The organism is Streptomyces atratus (genome assembly GCF_900119365.1).
Taxonomy (GTDB): Bacteria; Actinomycetota; Actinomycetes; order Streptomycetales; family Streptomycetaceae; genus Streptomyces; species Streptomyces atratus_B.
Genome location: NZ_FPJO01000045.1, coordinates 13909 through 32977, shown reverse-complemented (window position 1 = coordinate 32977; position 19069 = coordinate 13909). Strand labels below are relative to the sequence as shown.

Genomic DNA, 19069 nt, shown 5'->3' with positions numbered 1-19069 from the left:
GGCGGCAGACGAAGACGTAGCCCAGCTGACCGCCGAGTTTCATCGCGGTCTCCCGGGTTATCCCCTCCTCCAGGTGTGCCGCGAACTCCATCGTGCCGGTGCAGGAGGGACACACGGGCAGGCGGTCGTCCTCAAGGTAGGAGGGACTGCCTCCGAGCGACCCGAGCACTTCGCGCTGCTTCCCGAATCCTTCTTCGGGTTCCCACTTCCATCCCGAGCGGGCAAGGTCGTAGGCGCCATCGGTCCCTTCCTCGTCGCAGGCATCTTCGGGGTCGATCGTCACGACGTGGGTGCGGATGGCCGAGGTGGCGGGCAGCAGCGTCAATCCCGCCTCGGGTACGGCTACCGGCCGCAGTTCCTCCCGGGGAAACAGATAGACCCTGTTCGCGCTGGAGCTCGCGTCCCAGAACGCACACGCCCCGGGGTTGTTCTGGCACAGGAACACCGACAGGACACCGTCCTCGACGGGGAGATGGGCGAAGAACTGAAGCGGTCCCCCGCAGCCGCACAGGGGCCAGGCGAATCCGGCAGGAGCCAGCGGCACGCCCCCGGTACGAGGAACGTCGGAATCGGCCGGTGCGGAGCCGTCGTAGATCATTAGCGCTATCTGCATGGCGAGAGGCTACTGGCCGCCTGTGACAGGCCCGGGGGGAGCGGGCGCCTTGCGCGGGACACCGCGGATCAGCCCTCGTCCTGGTCCTCGTCCGCGGGGTCGGCCTCGTCCGGGTCGCGCAGGGGCCGCAGGCCCTGGGCGGGCCCGCTGGCGGCGATGTTGAACAGGTAGCGGCCCAGGAAGTTGATGTGCGCGTTCTTCAGCGGGGACAGGCGGGCCATGTCCTCGTCCTTGATGTCGTGGCCCTCCGCGCGGAAATCCGGTATTTACTGCGGCAGTTACGAACGCGTCTCCGCGATCGAGCATCCGCCCGAATGCGGTTCTCCTGTGCGGACTTGAGGGGAGGGGACTGTCAGTGCCCGACGCCGGCCAGGCCCGGCGCCGGCAGGCTTACCTGGGTCATGCCCCCAGATCCTCCGTCACGGGCAGGCACTCGGAGAGCAGGTCGACGACGTCGCGCCAGGCTCGCTGCGCGTGCCGTGGGTGGTAGCCGACGCCGGGACGCACGGTGTGGTCGACCGGCGGGTGGTGGAAGGCGTGCAAGGCGCCGCCGTAGACCACGAGGCGCCAGTCGACGCCCGCGGCCTGCATCTCTGCGGTGAACGCGCCCCGTTGCGCGGGCGGCATGATCGGGTCTTCCGACCCGACCCCGGCCCACACCGGGCAGCGAATGCGCGCCGCCTCACCCGGTCGGCCCGTGGTCAGCGCGTTGACTGTCCCGATCACGCGCAGGTTGACGCCGTCGCGCCCGAGTTCCAGCCCGACGGCGCCCCCGGTGCCGTAGCCGATGGCGGCGATCCGGTCGGGGTCGGTCCGCGGTTCGGCGCGCAACACGTCGAGCGCCGCATGACCGATGCCCCGCATCCGGTCGGGGTTGGCGAGCAGCGGCATGCAACGGGCCAGCATCTCCTCGGGGTCACCCAAATAGCGCCCGCCGTGAAGGTCGAAGGCCAGCGCTACGTATCCCAGCTCGGCGAGAGCATCGGCCCGGCGGCGCTCGACGTCGCTGAGCCCCGTCCCCTCTGGCCCGAGCAGCACCGCGGGCCGGCGGTCGACGCCGGCCGGGAGCGCGAGGTGCCCGATCATCGTCAGACCGTCGGCCGGGTACTCGACCGTGCGCGTTGTAATGGTCGTCATGAGACTGGACTTTAGTGATCGTCGAGCCCGGTCGGGCCGGGGTTCACCGCTGGCAGAACAGCGCGGATGTCCCTCTGAAATGCGGCGATGGCTCACAAGAACCGTCAAAAACCCCGTTCCCGCGGCAGCGCAGCCCAGCTGCTGGCGCAGCCCACCCCGGACCGCCCGGGCGGAGCGATCATCGCCACCACGGCCCCGAAGCTGTGGGAGGGCGAGCCGGTGCGCGTACCGGATCTCAATGCCTGAACCGGGTCCGTGCCCTTCTCACGGGGCACGGGGAGAGCTGTGGACGGCTGACGTTCCGGGCCGGTGGGGCCGGCCGGTCTCAGTCCCCGTGTGCTTTCGGTGTCCGGCTCGCCGGTCGGGCGTTGGTGACGGTGAACGGGCGCAGGTCTTCGGGGGTGTGGGCGATCTCGTCGCCGGTGAGGTGTGCGGGAAGGATTTCGGGGTCGCCTGCGGCGAGGACTGCGCGCAGGAGGCGGCGTGCGGTGGATTCGCGGTCCAGGGCGCGGCCGTTGCGGGAGGTGAGGAGCGGTCCGGTGTGTTCGGTGGAGCCGGCGGGTGCGCGGTGGGTGCGGTGGGGCAGGTATTCGTCGACGGCGCCGGTGATTTCGCGGGGGAAGGCGAGGAGCCGGGTGCCGCCGCCTTTCTGGGGGACGTCCCAGGTGTTGCGGTGCTGTTCGGTGTGGCGGGCCTGGATGAGGAGGTCGCAGATCTGGCCGGGGCGCAGGCCGGCGAGCAGGAGGTAGACGAAGAGCCGGGCGCGTTCGGGTTCGGGGCCGCGGTAGCGGTCGGCGGCGGACCGGATCGCGGCGGCGCATTCGCGGGTGGTCACGCGGGTGGCGGGGGTGTTGCCGACGCGGCCGCGGACCGCTTCGGTGGCGGGGTTGTCCGCGGCGATGCCCTGGGTGATGGCGTATCCGTAGAAGGAGCGCAGGACGGATACGGCCTTGGCTCTGGTGCGGGCGGTGCTGCCGCGGCGGGTGTCGGCCCAGCGCCCGACGGCGAGGGGGCCGGTGGCCCAGCAGTCGATGTCCTCGGCGGCGCAGAAGGTGAGCCAGGAGCGGACGTCGCGTTCGTAGCCGTCGAGAGCGTCGCTGCTGAACGGGCCGCCGCGTCCGTTGTTGGGGCCGGCGAGCCAGTCGTCCAGGAGCTGGAGAGCGTAGCCGTCGAGTGCTGTCATGGAGGCACTTTATGTTGCGTAACAGCCAGAGTATGAGCCACTCCCCCTTGCCGCAGGTCTCTTCATCGTGCGAGCCCCGGTACCTGCCCACGCATGCGCAGAGCTTTCAAGAAAGGGCGGCTGTTACGCAACACTGCTCATTCCGCCTTCGGGCAGCAGGAGCGGTCAGTGGACGTGCCCGCATCTCCGGAGGCGCGGGGAGCAGAGATCGGAGTGCTCGTCCGGCCTCGGTACTGGTGGGGTCGGACGCACCTCCGTCGCGACCGCCGAACTGCTCGGACAGCGGGTGACCGTGTTCCCGAGCCATCACGGCGGGTTCTGCGACGGAGAGTTCGGATATCCGGGGGAGCCGGACGAGTCGCGCATCGGCTGCGCCACGTCCTTGACGGCGCCTCGTAGGCCAACCGCTGACCGAGTAGTTTTCCCCACCCCGGGTGCTCTGGCCCCGAGCACCATGAGAGCTGGGTACGCGCGGCTGTACCTGCCCGGGGGCGTTCGGGCGGACGCCCACACCGCCGTCTCGCCGGTATGTGAAGTGATGCTTGTGGAGCATCTTCTTCGAGGCCGCGAACCAGTTGATCCACTCGGGGTGCCGGTAAGAACGCTGTCACCAGCCGCAAACGGCACTGATCTTGCGAGGGCGTCACCCGTGCGGGCGACGCCTGGGCCGTACGGCTGCGGTGGGTGAAGTTCTGCGAGGACGATCGGCGATCGTGGCCCGTACTCCGTTGGACCTGGATGAACTCGTCGAGCACTGGACGCTCTTGAAGGACGAGCAGGCGCTCGTGTCCGGCAAGCGTGGTGCGACGCGCCTGGGCTTCGCCGTGCTGCTGAAGTTCTATACGCAGTACGGCCGGTTTCCCCGGGGCCGCGCCGAGTTGGCGGGTGAGGCGGTGGAGTTCATCGCCCGGCAGGTGCAGGTACCCGCCTCGGAGCTGGGCTTCTACGACTGGACGGGCCGCACGGTCGAGTACCACCGCGCGCAGATCCGGGAGCACCTCGGATTCCGTGAGTGCAGCGTCGCGGACGCGGAGAAGCTGACGACGTATCTGGCCGAACACGTCGCGCATAAGGAACGCAGGCCCGAGCAGGTGCGGGTGGAGCTGCTGGCGCGCTGCCGTACGGAGAGCATCGAGCCGCCCACGGCGGGCCGGTGCGACCGGATCGTGGGGGCCGCCCTGCGGGCGGCCGAGGAGTCGCTGACGGCCCTGGTCTCTTCCCGGCTGACCGTGGAGAGCGTGGAGCGGATCGTGGCTCTGGTGGCCGGCGCCGACCAGGACGACGCCGGGCCCGCGGGCGGCGGTACGGAGGGCGAGGACGCGCCGCCGGTGCTGGCGAAGGTCAAGGAAGCGCCGGGCAACGTGAGCCTGGAGACGATGCTCACCGAGATCGACAAGCTCCTGGCGGTGCGGGCGATCGGCCTGCCACGGGATCTGTTCATCGACGTCGCGCCGAAGGTCGTGGCCGGATGGCGGGCGCGGGCCGCTGTGGAGTCGCCTTCCCACCTGCGGACGCACCCGGTGGCGCTGCGGGTGACGTTGCGGGTGACGTTGCTGGCCGCGCTGCTGCATGAGCGGGAGCGGGAGATCACCGACACGCTGGTGGAGCTGCTGATCTCCACGGTGCACCGGATCGGGGCGCGGGCGGAGAAGAAGGTCACCGAGCAGCTCATCAACGCGTTCAAGAAGGTGTCGGGCAAGGAGAACATCCTCTTCAAGCTCGCCGAGGCGTCGCTGGGCACCCCGGAGGGGACGGTCCGTCAGGTCGTGTTCCCGGCGGTGTCCGGGGGCGAGGCGACGCTGCGGGAGCTGGCGCACGGTGCAGACGACGTTGAAGGCGTCGTACACCAACCACTACCGGCGCGGGCTGATCCGGCTGCTGGACGTGCTGGAGTTCCGTTCCTCCAACCACACGCACCGGCCGGTGATCGAGGCCCTGGCGCTGGTGGCCCGGTACGCGAACGCGGGGAACACGTCGTACTACCCGCTGGGCGAGACGGTGCCGGTCCACAAGGCGATGGGCGGGGACTGGGCGGAGGTCGTCCACCGCGCCGACAAGCGGGGCCGTCGCCGGGTGGTGCGCATGGTCTACGAGGTCGTCGCCTTCCAGGCCCTGCGCGATCAGCTCAAGTGCAAGGAGATCTGGGTGGTTGGCGCCGACAGGTGGCGCAACCCGGACGAGGACCTGCCGCAGGACTTCGAGGCCCGTCGGGAGGAGAACTACCGGGAGCTGCGCAAGCCGCTGGACGCCGCGGTGTTCGTCGACGAGCTGCGCGAGCAGATGACGGCCGAACTGACCCTGCTCAACGACACGATGCCGAAGCTGTCCTGGCTGGACATCTCCGAGCGGAAGTCCGGGGCGATCCGGCTCACGGCGGCCGAGGCCCAGCCCGAGCCGCGCAACCTGCGCAGGGTCAAGGCCGAGGTACAGCGCCGGTGGGGCATCGTGCCGCTCGTCGACATGCTCAAGGAAGCGGTGCTGCGCACCGGCTGCCTGGACGCGGTCACCTCCGTCTCCGGCGGCGGCAGCCTCTCGCCGGAGGTGCTGGCCGAACGCCTGCTGCTGGTCATCTACGCGTATGGCACGAACACCGGGATCAAGGCCGTGGCGTCCGGCGGCCACGGGCACACCGAGGACGAGCTGCGCTACGTGCGGCGCCGGTATCTGTCGGCGGAGTCGGCCCGCGCCATCGCCGTCCAGATCGCGAACGCCACCTTCGCCGCCCGCAGCGCCGAGCTGTGGGGCCAGGGCTCGACCGCGGTCGCCTCCGACTCCACCCATGTCCGCGCCTACGACCAGAACCTGTTCACCGAGTGGCACTCGCGCTACGGCGGCCGCGGGGTGCTCATCTACTGGCATGTGGAGAAGAAGTCCCTGGCCATCCACTCCCAGCTGATCAACTGCACCGCCTCCGAGGTCGCCGCGATGATCGAGGGCGCGATGCGGCACGGCACCACCATGGACGTGGAGGCCAACTACACGGACTCGCATGGCCAGTCGGAGATGGGGTTCGGCGTCACGAGGCTGCTGAACTTCGACCTGCTGCCGAGGATCAAGCGGATCAACAAGGTGAAGCTGTACCGGCCGGTGGCCGGTGAACCGGACGCCTACCCGCAGCTGACTCCGGCGCTGACTCGTCCGATCCGCTGGGAACTCATCACCCAGCAGTACGACCAGATGATCAAGTATGCGACCGCGATCCGGACCCGTACCGCGTCCACCGAGGCGATCCTGCGCCGCTTCACCCGCAACGCCTCCCACCCCACCTACGCGGCGATGCTGGAGGTCGGCCGTGCGCAGAAGACCATCTTCGTGGCCCGCTACCTGCGGCTTCGGGACCTCCAGCGGGAGATCGAGGAGGGCCTGAACGTGATGGAGTCCTCCAACGGCGCGAACTCCGTGATCGCCTACGGCAAGGGCGGCGAGATCGCCTCGAACCGGCGCGACGAGCAGGAGATGTTCGTGCTGTGCCTGCGCATCCTGCAATCCGCCCTGGTCTACGTGAACACCCTGATGCTCCAGGACATCCTCGGCGAACCGGAGTGGGCAGACCTCCTCACGCCCGCCGACCGGCGCGGCCTGACCCCGCTCTTCTGGTCCCATGTCCGGCCCTACGGCGAGGTGAATCTCGATATGGGCGCCCGTCTCGACCTCGCCGCAGCTTCCGTACCGGGCCCCCGCTCACCAGCGGACACCGACGACCAGCAGCTGGCCGGGCGCCCATAGATTCGCGTAATCGCCTGAGTCGGCGGTCAAGCCTGGAGCGGGTTCTACGATGAGCCGGTGACCGAAACGCTGCCCCCCGTGGGCATTGACCTCTTCGACGTCGAACGGCTCCTGCTGACCGAAGTCGCGGAACCGCCGCTGCCGTCCGATGACGCTGAGGCCCGGGACCGGGCGTGGGAGAGGGCGGTGCGGGCCAACCCCGCTCTCTTCGACGGGCCTGTGGTGGCGTGTGGGGGACTGGAGAGGACCGGACCGCGCATCCTGCGCCTGTCCTGGGTGCGCGTGACCTACCGGCACTACGCGCTGCGTCGTGTTCCCGGCGCCACCGCACTGCCCTCGCTGTTCGTGAACGTCGTTCAGCCGACCGGTGACGGCCGTGTGCTGGCGGCGAGGATGTCGCCCGCTACTGCTGCCCCGGGCCGCTGGCAGCTGCCGGGTGGGTCTGTGGAGCCGCCCGAGGACGGGGCGGTGCTGGACGAGTCGGCGCTGGCCGGCCAGGCCGCGCGGGAGCTTGCCGAGGAGTTGGGGATCAGTGTGGTCGCCGAGGAGCTGAGGCTGCGGGTCGCCACCCGCGGTGAGAATGGCAGTGTCGGCCTGACCTACCTCGCGCCTGCCCTTTCCGAGGCGACGTTGCGCGCGGGCTTCACCGCGGCGGCGGCAGCCGAGCGTGTTCAGGGCCGTGTGCCTGAACTCGACGGCATCGCCCTGGTGCGTTCACCGGAGGAACTGGCTGCTCTGACGGGTCCGCACGCGGACTATCTGGAACCGGTTGTTCGCCGCTTCGCCGGGTGCCGCTGAGGTCAGGCCGCGGCGAGGAAGTCGCGTCCCCGTTCGTCGAGATCGGCCACGCACCGCAGGCCACGGGCCCGGAAGCGTGCGAGGTCGCCGCGCATACGGGAGACCGCCTTGCGGGTGCGGACGGAGCGGACACCGTCCATGTGGTCGATGGCCCGGTGCCAAGTGGCGCACGCCTGCTCGATGCTGCCGCGCTTGAGGTGCATCTCCGCGCCCGCGACCAGGTCCAGGGCGACGATCCGCGCGTAGGTTTCGGAGGGGCGGGCCGTGGCGGCCAGCGCGTACTGCTCGGCGGCGGCCCGGTGATCTCCCACGGTCTCGTGGACCTTGGCGGTGCGGGAGTACACCGACGCGGCCGGCGGGCCCCAGGCCAGGGCCCAGAACGGCACCTCGTCGCCGGGGGCACCGGTCAGCAGGGTGCGGGCGTGTTCGGCCTCGGCCAGGGCCGCGCGGCGCTTGCCGCTTTTGGCCAGGGTGTGGGCGTGAACGACGCGGAAGAGCGCTTCGGTCTGGGCGTCCACCCGTCCCTTGGCCCGGTTCAGTCCGGTCTCGGCCAGGCCCAGGCAGTGCTCGGGGCGATGGAGCTTGAGGCCCTGCATGGCCATCGTGCGCATCACGAATCCGTCGTGCCCGCGAAGGCCGGATTCTGCGGCCAGAGCGTAGGACTGGAGGTAGTAGCGCTGGGCGAGTCCCTGCTGACCTGCGTCGTAGCTCTTCCAGCCCAGCAGGTGGACCCCTCGGCCGGCGGCGGACAGCATCTGCTGGCGGACTTCGCCGGTACGGAACCGGGCCCGGCACAGTGGGGCGACGTCGTCGCGGAGGTAGGTGACCAGGGCGCTGCGGCCGTGTTGTCCGCCGTGGCGTTCGTCCATCTCGGAGAACGTGTGGATCATGTCGCGGACGGCGGCGACTTCGGCCATGCCGACGGTGTAGCCGGTGCGGGCGGCCGCGGTGCGGGCGGCGATGTCCTGGACGTGGCTGAGGGGTAACGCCGCGGAGGCCGCGGAGTAGGCGGAGGCCGTCAGGAAGCGGCGGCGGTCCAACTCGTACCTCCACATCGGCAGCAGAGCGTCCAGCGGGTCGCCCCCCAGGGACAGTCCGATGGTCTCATCCTCGGACTCTGCCGGGGAGGGCAGGCCGAGGTCGGCGGTGGTCAGGAGGCGGCCCAGGCGCCGGGAGAGCGCGACCGCGAGGTAGCGGGGTGTGTCGCCGCGGGGCAAGGATCCGCCGAGCCAGTGCTCGACATTGGACTTGTTCGTACGTAAGTCCGCGCCGCACTCGGCGGCGACCGCGCGGACCGCCTTGGCCAGCGCCTCGTAGGTGAGGCCGGATTCGGCGACAAGGGCGCTGAGCTGGACGTTCGGCGTGCGCGTGGTCATGAGTACCTGCCCCGTATATACGCGATATACCGCTTGGCCTGTCCATCACCGTACCGCTGCGGTGAGCCCCCGGGTTGACTGTTCATCAGGCCCGGACCCGGCGGCCGGCATCGTCAGCGCCGCGCTGGATCTGCTCCCGTGCCCACGTCTGCGAACCGTAGGTAATGCCCCATGCCCCGAGGAGGAATCGTCATGGACGAGCCGGATGATCGCTGGATCGCCGCTACGGCGTCGGCTCTGCTGGCGGCGGAGTACGAGCGCGTGCCGATCGACGCGCTGACCGTCCGGAGTCCGGAGCTGTCTTTGGAGACCGCTTACCGGGTGCAGGGGGCGGCGGTGGCCCGGCGGATCTCGGGCGGCGCCCGCGTCGTCGGCCACAAGGCCGGGGTGACCTCTCGGGCCATGCAGGAACAGATGGGCGTCGACGAGTCGGACTCGGGTGTCCTGCTGGACGCCATGGTGATGCCTACCGGCAGCACCATGGCCCGGTCCGTGCTGATGCAGCCGCGGGTGGAGGCGGAGATCGCTTTCCGGCTCGGCCGTGACCTGGCGGGCGGAAGCGTGAGTGTGGACGAGGCACGGGCGGCGGTGGAGAAGGTGTTCCTCGCCCTGGAGGTGATCGACACCCGGTTCACCAGCTGGCGCATCACGGTCGCGGACAGCATCGCCGACAACGCGTCCTGTGCCCGGGTGGTCACCGGGCCCATGGTGCCGCTCGGCGCGGACATGGACCTGGCCGCCGAGCCGCTGGTCGTCAGCGTCGACGGCACCGCGGTGGCCACCGGAGAGGGCCGCGCCGTCCTCGGCGACCCGCTCCGCGCCCTGACCTGGCTCGCCGGACGGCTGCACCGCGCAGGCGGCGGACTGCGCGCCGGGCAGCTGGTCCTGGCCGGGGCCGTGCACGCCAGCCTCCCGCTGGAGGCCCGGAGCACGGTGCGTGCCCGGTCGCCGCATCTTCCGCCGGTCGAACTGCGCGTGCGCTGACCGCAGCACCCTGCTGACCCCGCACCTCGCACTCATGCACCCCCTCCCCTCGAATGAAGGAGCGGCCGATGGCTGCTGATGAACAGAGTCTGCGTGTCGCGGTACTCGGCGCGGGCCTGATCGGCGTCGACCTCACCGACAAGATCCACCAGTCGCAGAAGCTGGAACTGGCCCTGGTGGCAGGGCGCGACCGGGACAGCCTGGGGCTGCGACGGGCGGCCGAGATGGGCCACTCGACCACGGCCGGCGGGATCCGAGCCGTGCTGGATACCGGGCCCTTCGATGTGGTCTTCGACGCCACCAACGCCGACAGCCACGCCGAACACTGGGCGGCACTGCGTCCGACCGGCACCACCCTGATCGACCTGACCCCCACGGAGCTTGGCACGGTCATCGTCCCGGGGGTCAACAGCCACCGGTCGGCGGCCCACCGGCACGTGAACCTCGTCAGCTGCGGCGGGCAGGCGGCCATTCCAATCCTGTACGCGATCTCCGAGCACTGCACCCCCACCTACATCGAGGTGGTCTCCACCGGGGCGAGCGCGAGCGCCGGCCGGGCCACCCGCCTGAACCTCGACCAGTACATCGCCACCACCTCCGCCGCGATCCGGACCTTCACCGGCACCCGGGACGTGAAGGTGATGGTCAACCTCAGCCCGGCCCGGCCCGCCCCGCCGTTCCGGGTGGCCATGACCGTCCTCGCAGGCAGCTTCCGTGCCGCACCGATCCGCACGAGCATCGCGGCCGCCGCCCAGGCCGTGCGCGCCTACACGCCCGGGTTCAAGGTGACCTCGCTCGCCGTGGACCCGGGCCGGATCTCGGCCGCGGTGGAGGTGACCGCCTGCGGCGGCCGCCTGCCCCCTCACGCCGGAAGCGTCGACATCATCAACGCCGCCGCCGTTCTGCTCGCCGAGCAGTCCCGATGAAGGGAACCCCACCCGTGAACACACATCCGCACGAGCGGCCCCGGATCCTCCTGCACGACCCGACCCTGCGCGACGGCCACCACGCTGTCGGCCACCAGCTCGACGCCGACCAGCTCCGCGCCTACGCCACCGCCGCGAACGCCGCCGCAGTGCCGGTGGTCGAGGTCGGCCACGGCAACGGCCTGGGTGCCTCCAGCCTCCAGATCGGCCGCTCCAAGCTCGACGACGCCATGATGCTCACCACCGTCCGCGAAGCCCTCACCTCGTCGCGGATGGGCGTCTTCATGGCCCCCGGCTGGGGTACCTCCGACGACCTGGAGGCCGCCGTCCACCACGGCGCCGACATCGTACGGATCGCCGCGCACTGCACCGAGGCCGACGTCACCGAACGCCACCTCGGCGTCGTCCGCGACCTCGGAGCCGAAGCCCAGGGCGTCCTGCTCATGAGCCACATGACCGACCCCGGCGAACTCGCCGAACAGTGCGCCCTGATGGTGAAGTTCGGCGCCCAGGCCGTCGGCATCATGGACTCCGCCGGGCACTACCTCCCTTCCGACGTCACCGAGCGCGTGCACGCCATCGCCGACGCCGTCGACGTGACGGTCATCTTCCACGGCCACAACAACCTGGGCCTGGCCGTGGCGAACAGCCTTGCCGCCGTGGACGCCGGGGCGACCGTCATCGACGCGACCGCCCGCGGGTTCGGCGCCGGGGCCGGCAACACCCAGCTCGAAGTCCTCGTGGCCGTCCTGGAGCGCCGCGGCGCCGAGACCGGGATCGGCCTGCGCGAGGTCCTGGCCGCCGCCGACATCGCCGCCGACCGCCTGATGAAGACCCCGCCGTCCATCGACTCGATCGCCGTGGCCAGCGGACTCGCCGGGGTGTTCTCCGGCTTCAAGCGGCCCGTCCTTCAGACCGCACGCGCCGAAGGCGTCGACCCCATCGACCTGTTCCTCGCCCTCGGCGAACGTCAGGTCGTCGCCGGGCAGGAAGACCTGATCGGCGTGGTTGCCCGGCAGCTCAAGGCGTCCACCCGATGACCGCCGCATCCGTCGCTGCCGGGAGAGCGGCCGTGATCTGCGCAGTCGGCGCGGCGCTGCCCCCGCACACCGTCTCGAACGCCGACCTGACCGCACGGCTGGAGACCACGGACGAGTGGATCCGCTCGCGGACCGGCATCACCCAACGGCACGTTGCCGGGGCGGACCTGTCCACGACCGACCTCGCTGTTCGGGCCGGCGCCCAGGCCCTCGCCGACAGCGAACCGGTCACAGTGGAGGCATTGGTGGTGGCCACGACCACCCCGGACCGCTGCTGTCCGGCCACCGCCCCCGCCGTTGCCACCCGGCTCGGCCTGACCGGCATCCCCGCCTACGACCTCGCGGCAGGCTGCACCGGGTTCCTCTACGCCCTCACCACCGCGGCCGGGCTGATCGCCGCCGGCACGGTACGGACCGTCCTGGTCATCGGTGCCGACCGCCTCGCCGCCCTTCCCGACCCCGAGGACCGCACGACCGTCCCCCTGTTCGGCGACGGCGCCGGAGCCGTGGTGCTGCGCCACGGCAGAGCAGACGAGGCCGGGGCGCTCGGGCCGGTGGTCCTGGGCAGCGACGGCGCCGGCGCCGGCCTGATCCGGGCCTCCCGCCCCGGCGCCCTGCACATGGACGGAGGCGAGGTCTTCCGGCATGCGGTCGACCGCATGTCCACCGCGTCCCGCCAGGCCACCGCCGCCGCCGGGTGGGAACTCGGCGACGTCGACCGCCTGGTCCCGCACCAGGCCAACAGCCGCATCACCGCCTTTGTCGCACGCAGGCTCGGCGTCCCCGAAGACCGCCAACTCAGCAATATCGCCGAGACCGGCAACACCGGCGCCGCGTCCATCCCCCTGCTCCTGGCCCGCTCCGCCGCCGACGGCCGTCTCAAGCCCGGCCACCGCACCCTGCTCACCGCGTTCGGCGCCGGACTGACCTGGGGTGCCACCACCCTCACCTGGCCCGGCCTCTCCCCGCAGCCACCCACTCAAAGGAGCCGGACATGACCGGTGACCTCACCCGCATCCTGACCGACGACCTCAAGCTGCCCGCCGACCGGCTCACCGACGACGCCAGCCTCGACCACGCCGGATTCGACTCCCTCGCCGTCGTCGAACTGTCCGTCCTGCTCACTGACCGCTACGGCATCGACATCAGCGACAGCGACATCAAGAACGCCGCCACCCTCGGCCGGCTCGACCTCCTCATCACCACCAAGCGCAACGGAAGGTGACCACCCCATGACCAGCAACAGCCGCCGGCCCGGACGGGCCTGGATCATCACCCCCGGCCTGTACGAAGGCCGCTTCGCCACCGCGCGGAAGTCCGGCGCCGCGGTCGCTGTCGTCGACATCGAGGACTCCGTCGCCCTCCCCGACAAGCAGACCGCCCGCACCGCCTCCGAAGCGTTCTTCGCTCACCCCGACCCGACGTGCACCCTCGGCATCCGGATGAACGGCCTCACGACGATCGACGGCATCAAAGACCTCGCCGCCCTCGCCGCCTACACCGCCCGGCCCGACCTCATCGTGGTCCCCAAGGTGGAATCCCCCCGCGACATCGAACTCGTCGCCGCCGTACTCGACACCGACGGCTACACCCCCGACATCTGGGCGCTGATCGAAAGCCCCCGGGCCTTCGACACCCTCCCCGCGATCATGCGCGCACCCCGGCTCGGCGGCGTCCTCTTCGGCTCCGCCGACTACGCCGCCTCCGTCCGCTGCGGCCTGGACTGGGACACCCTCCACTACGCCCGCTCGGCCCTCATCAACGCCGCCACCGCCGCGAACATCCCCGCCATCGACGCCCCCACCTGGGAACTCGACGACCCCGGCATCCTGCGCCGTGACGCCGAACGAGCCAAGGAGATCGGCTTCTACGGCAAGGGCTGCGTCCACCCCCGCCACGTACAGGTGATCAACGAGGTCTTCACCCCGACCACCGAAGAGATCGCACAGGCCCGCGCCATCGTCGCGGCCGCCGGCGCCAGCGGCGGAACGGTGACCACGGTGGACGGGCAGATGCGCGGCACCCCCTTCTTCAACCGGGCCCGCGCGCTCGTCGCCGAAACGGACCGTACGTCATGAGCACCGGCCCGCCCCACAGCTACCGACAGATCGGCGAGGACCGGATCCGCGAGAGCGTCGGCCTCTCCTACCCCGAACTCGCCCCCGGCCTGATCATCGAACACCGGCCCGGCCGGACCGTCACCGAACTCGACAACCTCCTCGGCGCCGCCCTGAGCGGCAACGTCGCCCCCATCCACACCGATGCCCACTACAGCAGCCAGACCCGGTGGGGCCGCATCCTGGTCTGCTCCGGCGTCACCCTCAACCTCGTGGCCGGCATGACCGTCCGCAGCGTCAGCGGCCTGACCACCGCCAACCTCGCCGTCGACCAGGTGCGCTTCACCACGCCCGTCCACATCGGCGACACCCTGTACGCCGAGACGAAGATCCTCACCCGCCGGGCCTCCGAGAGCCGACCCGACACCGGGGTCATCACCTGCCACACCACCGCACACAACCAGGACAACACCAGCGTCCTGGCCTTCACCCGCACCTTCCTCGTGCCTCTGAACGCGGACGCCGCTCGCGACGCCACCTACTACTGAGGGCGAACCATGAATCAGCAGTTGACCTTCGCTCCGGCCGACGACGGCCTGTGGGAGCAGTACAACAAGCTCGCCACCCGCGCCTACGGCCACCCGGTCGGTGACATCACCCACCTGCGCGAGCACGCCGACCTCCAGGTCGCCGTCCGCGGCGGCCGGGTCGTCGCCGGCGGCCTCGGCCTCCTCGTCGATCAGTTCTTCGGCGGTGCCCCTGTCGCCAGCGCCTGCCTCGGCGACGGCTGCGTGGCCCCCGAGGAGCGCGGCGAGCACCTGGCCGCCGACATGGCCACCGAACGACTGCGCCCCCTGATCGATCGCGGAGCGGTGATCTCCACGGTAGTGACCTCCTCCACCGGCTACGCCCGCCGCCTCGGATGGGAAGCCCCCACCGGCGTCCTCGCCTGGGCGGTGGCCACCGACGACCTCAAACACTCCTTCACCACCGCGGACTTCGAAGTCGAGCACGGGCTCACCGACGAAGCCGAAGCCCTCCAACGCGACCTCGCCCGACAGTGGAACGGTCCCGTCCACCGGCCCACCTGGTGGCCCCGGTGGAAGCACGACAAGAGCAACCTCACCACCTACCGCTTCGCCCGGCCCGGCCACCCCGTCACCGGCCTGCTCAGCCTCACCACCAAACGGCACGAGCGCCACGGCATGAGCCTGGTCGTCCATGATTTCTGGGCCGCCGGTCAGCCCACCGCCGCCGCCATGCTCGCCTTCCTCGGCCACCACAACACCCGCGCCCGCACCATCGAGTTCCGGCGCGGCGCCCTCCCGCCCTACCCCACCCTCCTCCACGGACTCCGACACCACCGCACAACCGCCGAAGCCTGGCACCCCTGGATGCTCCGCATCCTCAACACCTCCCAGGCCATCCGGCTCCGCGGGTGGCCCACCGACCTCACCACCGCCGTACCGATCGAAATCGAGAACGAGACCGGCGACTGTTCCCGGTGGATGCTTCAGTTCAGTGACGGAGCAGCCGAGATCATCCCCACCCACGTCGAGGGACAGGTGACCTTCACCCGGCGACAGCTCGCGGTCTGGTACGCCGGCGGCTACCGGTCCACCACCTCGGCCCGCGTGGCCGGAGTCCACACCACATCGGACAAAGCCCTCACCACCCTCGTCCGCAGCACGACACAGTTCGAGCCCTGGCTGCCGGACCACTTCTGACAGCGGCGGGAGTCTCCCCGTTCTCACCTGCCCGAGTGTCGGCAAACGATCGTCTGCCGACACTCGGTGCCATGATCACGAACCCGCAGGTGAACACTGTCGGCAACTCGCGTCGGAAATCAACGTCGACGAACGGTCGTTGGGGTAGTTTCCGACAATGCTTCTCGGATACTGCCGCACCTCGACGGCCGAACAGAACCCCGACCATCAGATTGACGCACTACTGCGCAACGGCGTCGACCGCGACAACATCCACGTCGACGTCGCCAGCGGCGCGAAAGCCTCCCGCCCCAAACTCGACCTCGTCATGCAGCTGATGCGCGAGGGCGACACGCTGAAGGTCACCCGGCTCGACCGGCTCTCCCGCTCCGTCCTGCACCTGGTCACCCTCGGCGCCGAGCTGCGCGAGCGCGGCATTGGCCTGCACGTCATCGAGCAGGGCATCGACACCTCCACGATGGAGGGCCGGGCTATGTTCGGCATGCTGTCCGTACTGGCCGAGCTCCAGCGGGAGCTGATCGTGGCGAACACGAACGACGGGCTCGCCTCCGCGCGGGCCCGAGGCCGGGTCGGCGGGCGCCGGCCCAAGCTCACGGCCGACCAGGCCGAGCTCGCCCAGCAGCTCTACGACGCCCGCGAGAAGACCGTCCAGCAGATCGCCGACATGTTCAACGTGCCCCGTTCCACGGTGTATGGGCACCTCGACAAGACCAAGACCGTCCCCCGCCAGCCCAAGAAGACCGTGGTCACGAAGCCCTAACCCATCGTTTGCGGCTGGTGACAGCGTTCTTACCGGTACCCCCACTCACGTGGGCTGTCCGGTTCGTACTCGGCTCCGGCGATCAACGCCTGCTTGCTGACCAGGCAGAGCCCTTTCTGTCGGATCGCCAGGACAAGACCGGTCCACCTCACGGAGCCCTGGCACCGCGTCCGGGGGCTGATCCCGGGGACCGGGTTGAGGTCACAGCATTCGGTCGACCAGCCCGTCGATGTAGTCCGGGGTGAGCGGGACCATGCCGAACAAGACGCGGATATACATCGGGGCCAGGATGTGGTCCAGCACGTCGAACGCGTCGGGTGCGTGCTCGCCACGGTCGCGGGCGCGATCGAGCATGGACTGCAGTTGCCGGGTGCGTTCGGCGCGGAGGTCGGCACCAGCCTGCAGGCCCTGCTGACCGTTGCTCGACAGGGCGACGGCCAGGCGCACCACCGCCAGGCCGTCGGGTCCGGTGATCTCGCGGGCCACTTGGGCCGCGTAAGTGCGCAGGTCGCCGGCCAGGCTCCCGGTGTCGGGCATCGGCGACTGCGCGTTGAGGCGGGTGAGCGCCACGTCGGTGAGCAGGGTTTCCAGGCTGCCCCACCGGCGGTAGATGCTGCTGTCGGCTACGCCTGCGCGGGCTGCGACCTCGCCGACGGTGAAGTTGCCGTAGCCGCGCTCACTGATCAGGTCGGTGACGGCCTGGTGCACCTCCGCGCCGACGCGGGCGCTGCGCCCGCCGGGCCGCCGGGCTCGCTGTCGCTCGTTCATGCCCCTACCTTAACGCAGTCGTGACTTGCGTTTGTGAGCGACCCTCCTTACAGTCTCCTAACGCAGCCGCTGGTTGCTTTAGGGCGCTCAGGTGTATCGCCACCCGCGTCGGCCATGGCCGGGCGCAACTAACGATTGAGAGGAATCCCCATGGCGGCATCGCCTGCGGCTGTAGGCAGTCGATCAAACCGGGCCGTGCTGCTCACGGTGACCTGCCTGGGCCAATTCATGGTCCTGCTCGACAACACGATTGTTGGAGCGGCGCTGCCCGATATGCAGCACCGGCTGCACACTCAGTTGACCGGTCTGCAATGGATCGTCGACGCGTACGTACTGCTGGTCGCCATGCTGCTGCTGTCCGGCGGTGTCTTCGCCGACCGGTTCGGCCGCAAGCGGGTGTACCTGACCGGCGTGGCGGTGTTCACCGCCGCGTCGGTGCTGTGCAGCCTCGCGCCCTCGCTCGGCTGGCTGGTCGCCGGCCGGGTGCTGCAGGGCATCGGGGCCGCGGCGCTGAGCCCTGCCTCGCTGGCCCTGCTCGTCGCCGCCCATCCCGTGCCGCAAGAACGAATCAAGGCGATCGGGCTGTGGGCCGGATTCAGCGGAATCGGTCTGGCCGCGGGCCCCGTGGCCGGCGGCGTGCTGACGGATGCCTTCGGCTGGCCCGCCATCTTCCTGGTCAATCTGCCCATCGGCGTGGTTCTTCTGCTGGTCGGTCTGCGCAGCCTTGAAGAGACCCGCAATCCGAGCGCCCCCGCGATCGATATCCCGGGAACGGTGCTGTCCGTTCTGGGGGTGGGTGCGCTGACCTACGGGCTGATCGAGGGTGGTGCCCGCGGCTGGACGTCGCCGGTGATCCTGGGCAGCTTCACCGCCGCGGTGATCCTCCTCGCCGCCTTCGTCGCCGTCGAAGCGCGTCGCTCCGCTCCGATGCTGCCGCTGCGGCTGTTTGGGCAGCGCCTGTTCACCGTATCCAACACCGCCATGGTCGTGGTGGGGTTCGCGCTCATGGGCTCGTCGTTCTTCTTCTCCCAGTTCTTCGTGTACGTCCAGGGCAGCTCGATCCTGCGCGCCGGCCTGCAGACCCTGCCGGTATCCCTCGCCATGGTGATCGTCAGCCCGTACGCGGGCCGGCTCGCCGCCCGGTACGGCTTCCGAATCGTGGTCACCAGCGGCCTGGCCCTGGCCGGCCTGGGACTGCTGACGCTCGGCATGGTGCACGCCGACACCGGCTACGGGAACGTGTGGTGGCGGCTGGGAGTCGTCGGCATCGGCTTCGCCCTGACGATGTCCCCACTGACGGGAGCCGCCATCCAGGCAGTCAGCCCGCAGGAAGGCGGCCTCGCATCAGGCATCAGCAGCACCACCCGTCAGATCGGCGCGGTGCTCGGCGTGGCGGTCCTCGGAGCCATCGTCCGCACCCGGCAATCCGGCGGCGCCTCCTTCGAGACCGGCCTCAACAACACCTTCCTCGCTGCCGGCGCCGTCACTTTGGCCACCGCCGTGTTCACCGGCCTGTGGCTGGCGAGGTCCAGGACCGTGGAAAACTCCGCGGCGCCGCAACGTTCCACCGGTCCAGGTGTGGTCACCACCTCGAACAAGGCATCCGCGAACAGCTGTTGACGGCGACACCGACCTTGGCCGGGAGGTGTCCCGCCGGATCATCCCCCGGCGGGACGCCTCCCGGCCAAAGGGATGGTGCTCCGCGCCTCTCACACATGCCTCGACGCCGCCGTGGCCCGGCTGCGCGCCGAAGGCCACGACATCAAGGACGAGGACGTCGCCCGGCTCTCCCCGCTCAAGGACCGGCACATCAACTTCCTGCGCCGCTACCTGTTCAACATCAAGGCCAGCGCGCCGGGCCAGGGCCTGCGCCCCTTCCGGGACCCGGACGCGGCCGAAGACGACGAGAGCGACTGACCACGTGCTGAATGGCTGCACAGTGGCCGAGGGGTCTGATAGCGCCTGGCAGTCGAT

General features: G+C 70.3%; 19 protein-coding genes and 3 pseudogenes. 16 read left to right on the top strand and 6 right to left on the bottom strand.

The window, feature by feature from the left end; genetic code table 11:
• From BT364_RS36475 to BT364_RS36465, 3 genes and pseudogenes are all read right to left on the bottom strand, one after another.
• Positions 1-613, bottom strand: a 613-nt coding sequence (locus BT364_RS36475) for a YwqG family protein (RefSeq protein ID WP_079179823.1), incomplete at its 3' end; no start/stop codon positions are given.
• A 68-nt stretch (positions 614-681) separates the two neighbouring features.
• Positions 682-879 (bottom strand): annotated as a pseudogene (locus BT364_RS39585) (Tn3 family transposase); the annotation flags it as partial.
• A gap of 133 nt (positions 880-1012) precedes the next feature.
• Positions 1013-1750 carry a dienelactone hydrolase family protein gene (locus BT364_RS36465; protein ID WP_072489465.1) on the bottom strand — a complete coding sequence of 246 codons (738 nt, stop codon included), beginning with the start codon at positions 1748-1750 and terminating at the stop codon, positions 1013-1015.
• A gap of 87 nt (positions 1751-1837) precedes the next feature.
• Here BT364_RS36465 and BT364_RS42110 point away from each other — a divergent pair, with 87 nt between their 5' ends.
• Positions 1838-1996: a hypothetical protein gene (locus tag BT364_RS42110; RefSeq protein ID WP_177328374.1), complete on the top strand. Its 159-nt coding sequence runs from the start codon at positions 1838-1840 to the stop codon at positions 1994-1996.
• Positions 1997-2075: 79 nt separating this feature from the next.
• Here the strand turns inward: BT364_RS42110 and BT364_RS36460 are convergent, their stop codons facing one another.
• The gene (locus tag BT364_RS36460; protein ID WP_072489464.1) at positions 2076-2933 is read right to left on the bottom strand and encodes a tyrosine-type recombinase/integrase; all 858 of its coding nucleotides are present in this window, start codon (positions 2931-2933) and stop codon (positions 2076-2078) included.
• A gap of 244 nt (positions 2934-3177) precedes the next feature.
• On the opposite strand from BT364_RS36460, the pseudogene BT364_RS43735 reads away from it, so the two are divergent.
• The 4 genes and pseudogenes from BT364_RS43735 to BT364_RS36440 form a co-directional block, all read left to right on the top strand.
• Positions 3178-3332 (top strand): annotated as a pseudogene (locus BT364_RS43735) (alpha/beta fold hydrolase); the annotation flags it as partial.
• A 281-nt stretch (positions 3333-3613) separates the two neighbouring features.
• Positions 3614-4051: pseudogene (locus BT364_RS44485) on the top strand (DUF4158 domain-containing protein); the annotation flags it as partial.
• Between the two features lie 700 nt (positions 4052-4751).
• Positions 4752-6659, top strand: coding sequence for a Tn3 family transposase (locus tag BT364_RS42410; protein ID WP_218172480.1), 1908 nt, complete (start codon positions 4752-4754; stop codon positions 6657-6659).
• A gap of 57 nt (positions 6660-6716) precedes the next feature.
• Positions 6717-7457 (top strand): NUDIX domain-containing protein, encoded by a 741-nt coding sequence (locus BT364_RS36440; RefSeq protein WP_256260388.1) that lies wholly within the window; start codon positions 6717-6719, stop codon positions 7455-7457.
• A 2-nt stretch (positions 7458-7459) separates the two neighbouring features.
• Here BT364_RS36440 and BT364_RS36435 read toward each other — a convergent pair whose 3' ends face one another.
• Entirely contained in the window at positions 7460-8833 is a 1374-nt protein-coding gene (locus tag BT364_RS36435) for an NsdA family TPR-like regulatory protein (RefSeq protein ID WP_072489463.1), read from the bottom strand.
• Positions 8834-9025: 192 nt separating this feature from the next.
• On the opposite strand from BT364_RS36435, the gene BT364_RS36430 reads away from it, so the two are divergent.
• The 9 genes from BT364_RS36430 to BT364_RS36390 all read left to right on the top strand — a co-directional run bounded on the left by BT364_RS36430 (position 9026) and on the right by BT364_RS36390 (position 16327).
• On the top strand, positions 9026-9817 hold the full coding sequence (locus BT364_RS36430) for a 2-keto-4-pentenoate hydratase (protein ID WP_072489462.1): 792 nt from the start codon (positions 9026-9028) through the stop codon (positions 9815-9817).
• A 68-nt stretch (positions 9818-9885) separates the two neighbouring features.
• Positions 9886-10743, top strand: coding sequence for an acetaldehyde dehydrogenase (acetylating) (locus tag BT364_RS36425; protein ID WP_079179822.1), 858 nt, complete (start codon positions 9886-9888; stop codon positions 10741-10743).
• A 14-nt stretch (positions 10744-10757) separates the two neighbouring features.
• Complete coding sequence (dmpG, locus tag BT364_RS36420; RefSeq protein ID WP_256260387.1) at positions 10758-11783, top strand: 4-hydroxy-2-oxovalerate aldolase; 1026 nt, start codon at positions 10758-10760, stop codon at positions 11781-11783.
• Complete coding sequence (locus BT364_RS36415; protein WP_072489459.1) at positions 11780-12781, top strand: beta-ketoacyl-ACP synthase III; 1002 nt, start codon at positions 11780-11782, stop codon at positions 12779-12781. The genes dmpG and BT364_RS36415 overlap by 4 nt, the downstream gene beginning before the upstream one ends.
• Positions 12778-13008 (top strand): acyl carrier protein, encoded by a 231-nt coding sequence (locus tag BT364_RS36410; protein ID WP_072489458.1) that lies wholly within the window; start codon positions 12778-12780, stop codon positions 13006-13008. The genes BT364_RS36415 and BT364_RS36410 overlap by 4 nt, the downstream gene beginning before the upstream one ends.
• 7 nt (positions 13009-13015) lie before the next feature.
• Entirely contained in the window at positions 13016-13861 is an 846-nt protein-coding gene (locus tag BT364_RS36405) for an HpcH/HpaI aldolase/citrate lyase family protein (RefSeq protein ID WP_072489457.1), read from the top strand.
• The gene (locus tag BT364_RS36400) at positions 13858-14388 is read left to right on the top strand and encodes a MaoC family dehydratase (protein ID WP_072489456.1); all 531 of its coding nucleotides are present in this window, start codon (positions 13858-13860) and stop codon (positions 14386-14388) included. The genes BT364_RS36405 and BT364_RS36400 overlap by 4 nt, the downstream gene beginning before the upstream one ends.
• A 9-nt stretch (positions 14389-14397) precedes the next feature.
• Complete coding sequence (locus tag BT364_RS36395; protein ID WP_072489455.1) at positions 14398-15567, top strand: GNAT family N-acetyltransferase; 1170 nt, start codon at positions 14398-14400, stop codon at positions 15565-15567.
• A 157-nt stretch (positions 15568-15724) separates the two neighbouring features.
• Positions 15725-16327: a recombinase family protein gene (locus BT364_RS36390; RefSeq protein ID WP_072489454.1), complete on the top strand. Its 603-nt coding sequence runs from the start codon at positions 15725-15727 to the stop codon at positions 16325-16327.
• A gap of 201 nt (positions 16328-16528) precedes the next feature.
• On the opposite strand, the gene BT364_RS36385 is transcribed toward BT364_RS36390, so the two are convergent.
• Positions 16529-17095 (bottom strand): TetR/AcrR family transcriptional regulator, encoded by a 567-nt coding sequence (locus BT364_RS36385; protein ID WP_072489453.1) that lies wholly within the window; start codon positions 17093-17095, stop codon positions 16529-16531.
• 150 nt (positions 17096-17245) lie between these two features.
• Here BT364_RS36385 and BT364_RS36380 point away from each other — a divergent pair, with 150 nt between their 5' ends.
• Positions 17246-18715, top strand: a complete 1470-nt coding sequence (locus tag BT364_RS36380; RefSeq protein WP_072489452.1) for an MFS transporter — start codon at positions 17246-17248, stop codon at positions 18713-18715.
• Between the two features lie 75 nt (positions 18716-18790).
• Positions 18791-19012, top strand: coding sequence for a Tn3 family transposase (locus BT364_RS42105; protein ID WP_218172479.1), 222 nt, complete (start codon positions 18791-18793; stop codon positions 19010-19012).
• Positions 19013-19069 lie beyond the last annotated feature (57 nt).

Coding starts and splice junctions, on each gene's coding strand:
- BT364_RS36415 (WP_072489459.1), top strand. CDS start 11,780: ATGACCGCCGCATCCGTCGCTGCCGGGAGAGCGGCCGTGATCTGCGCA.
- BT364_RS36430 (WP_072489462.1), top strand. CDS start 9,026: ATGGACGAGCCGGATGATCGCTGGATCGCCGCTACGGCGTCGGCTCTG.
- BT364_RS36460 (WP_072489464.1), bottom strand. CDS start 2,933: ATGACAGCACTCGACGGCTACGCTCTCCAGCTCCTGGACGACTGGCTC.
- BT364_RS36400 (WP_072489456.1), top strand. CDS start 13,858: ATGAGCACCGGCCCGCCCCACAGCTACCGACAGATCGGCGAGGACCGG.
- BT364_RS36435 (WP_072489463.1), bottom strand. CDS start 8,833: ATGACCACGCGCACGCCGAACGTCCAGCTCAGCGCCCTTGTCGCCGAA.
- BT364_RS36410 (WP_072489458.1), top strand. CDS start 12,778: ATGACCGGTGACCTCACCCGCATCCTGACCGACGACCTCAAGCTGCCC.
- BT364_RS36390 (WP_072489454.1), top strand. CDS start 15,725: ATGCTTCTCGGATACTGCCGCACCTCGACGGCCGAACAGAACCCCGAC.
- BT364_RS36395 (WP_072489455.1), top strand. CDS start 14,398: ATGAATCAGCAGTTGACCTTCGCTCCGGCCGACGACGGCCTGTGGGAG.
- BT364_RS42110 (WP_177328374.1), top strand. CDS start 1,838: ATGGCTCACAAGAACCGTCAAAAACCCCGTTCCCGCGGCAGCGCAGCC.
- BT364_RS36465 (WP_072489465.1), bottom strand. CDS start 1,750: ATGACGACCATTACAACGCGCACGGTCGAGTACCCGGCCGACGGTCTG.
- BT364_RS36385 (WP_072489453.1), bottom strand. CDS start 17,095: ATGAACGAGCGACAGCGAGCCCGGCGGCCCGGCGGGCGCAGCGCCCGC.
- BT364_RS36425 (WP_079179822.1), top strand. CDS start 9,886: ATGGCTGCTGATGAACAGAGTCTGCGTGTCGCGGTACTCGGCGCGGGC.
- BT364_RS36380 (WP_072489452.1), top strand. CDS start 17,246: ATGGCGGCATCGCCTGCGGCTGTAGGCAGTCGATCAAACCGGGCCGTG.
- BT364_RS36405 (WP_072489457.1), top strand. CDS start 13,016: ATGACCAGCAACAGCCGCCGGCCCGGACGGGCCTGGATCATCACCCCC.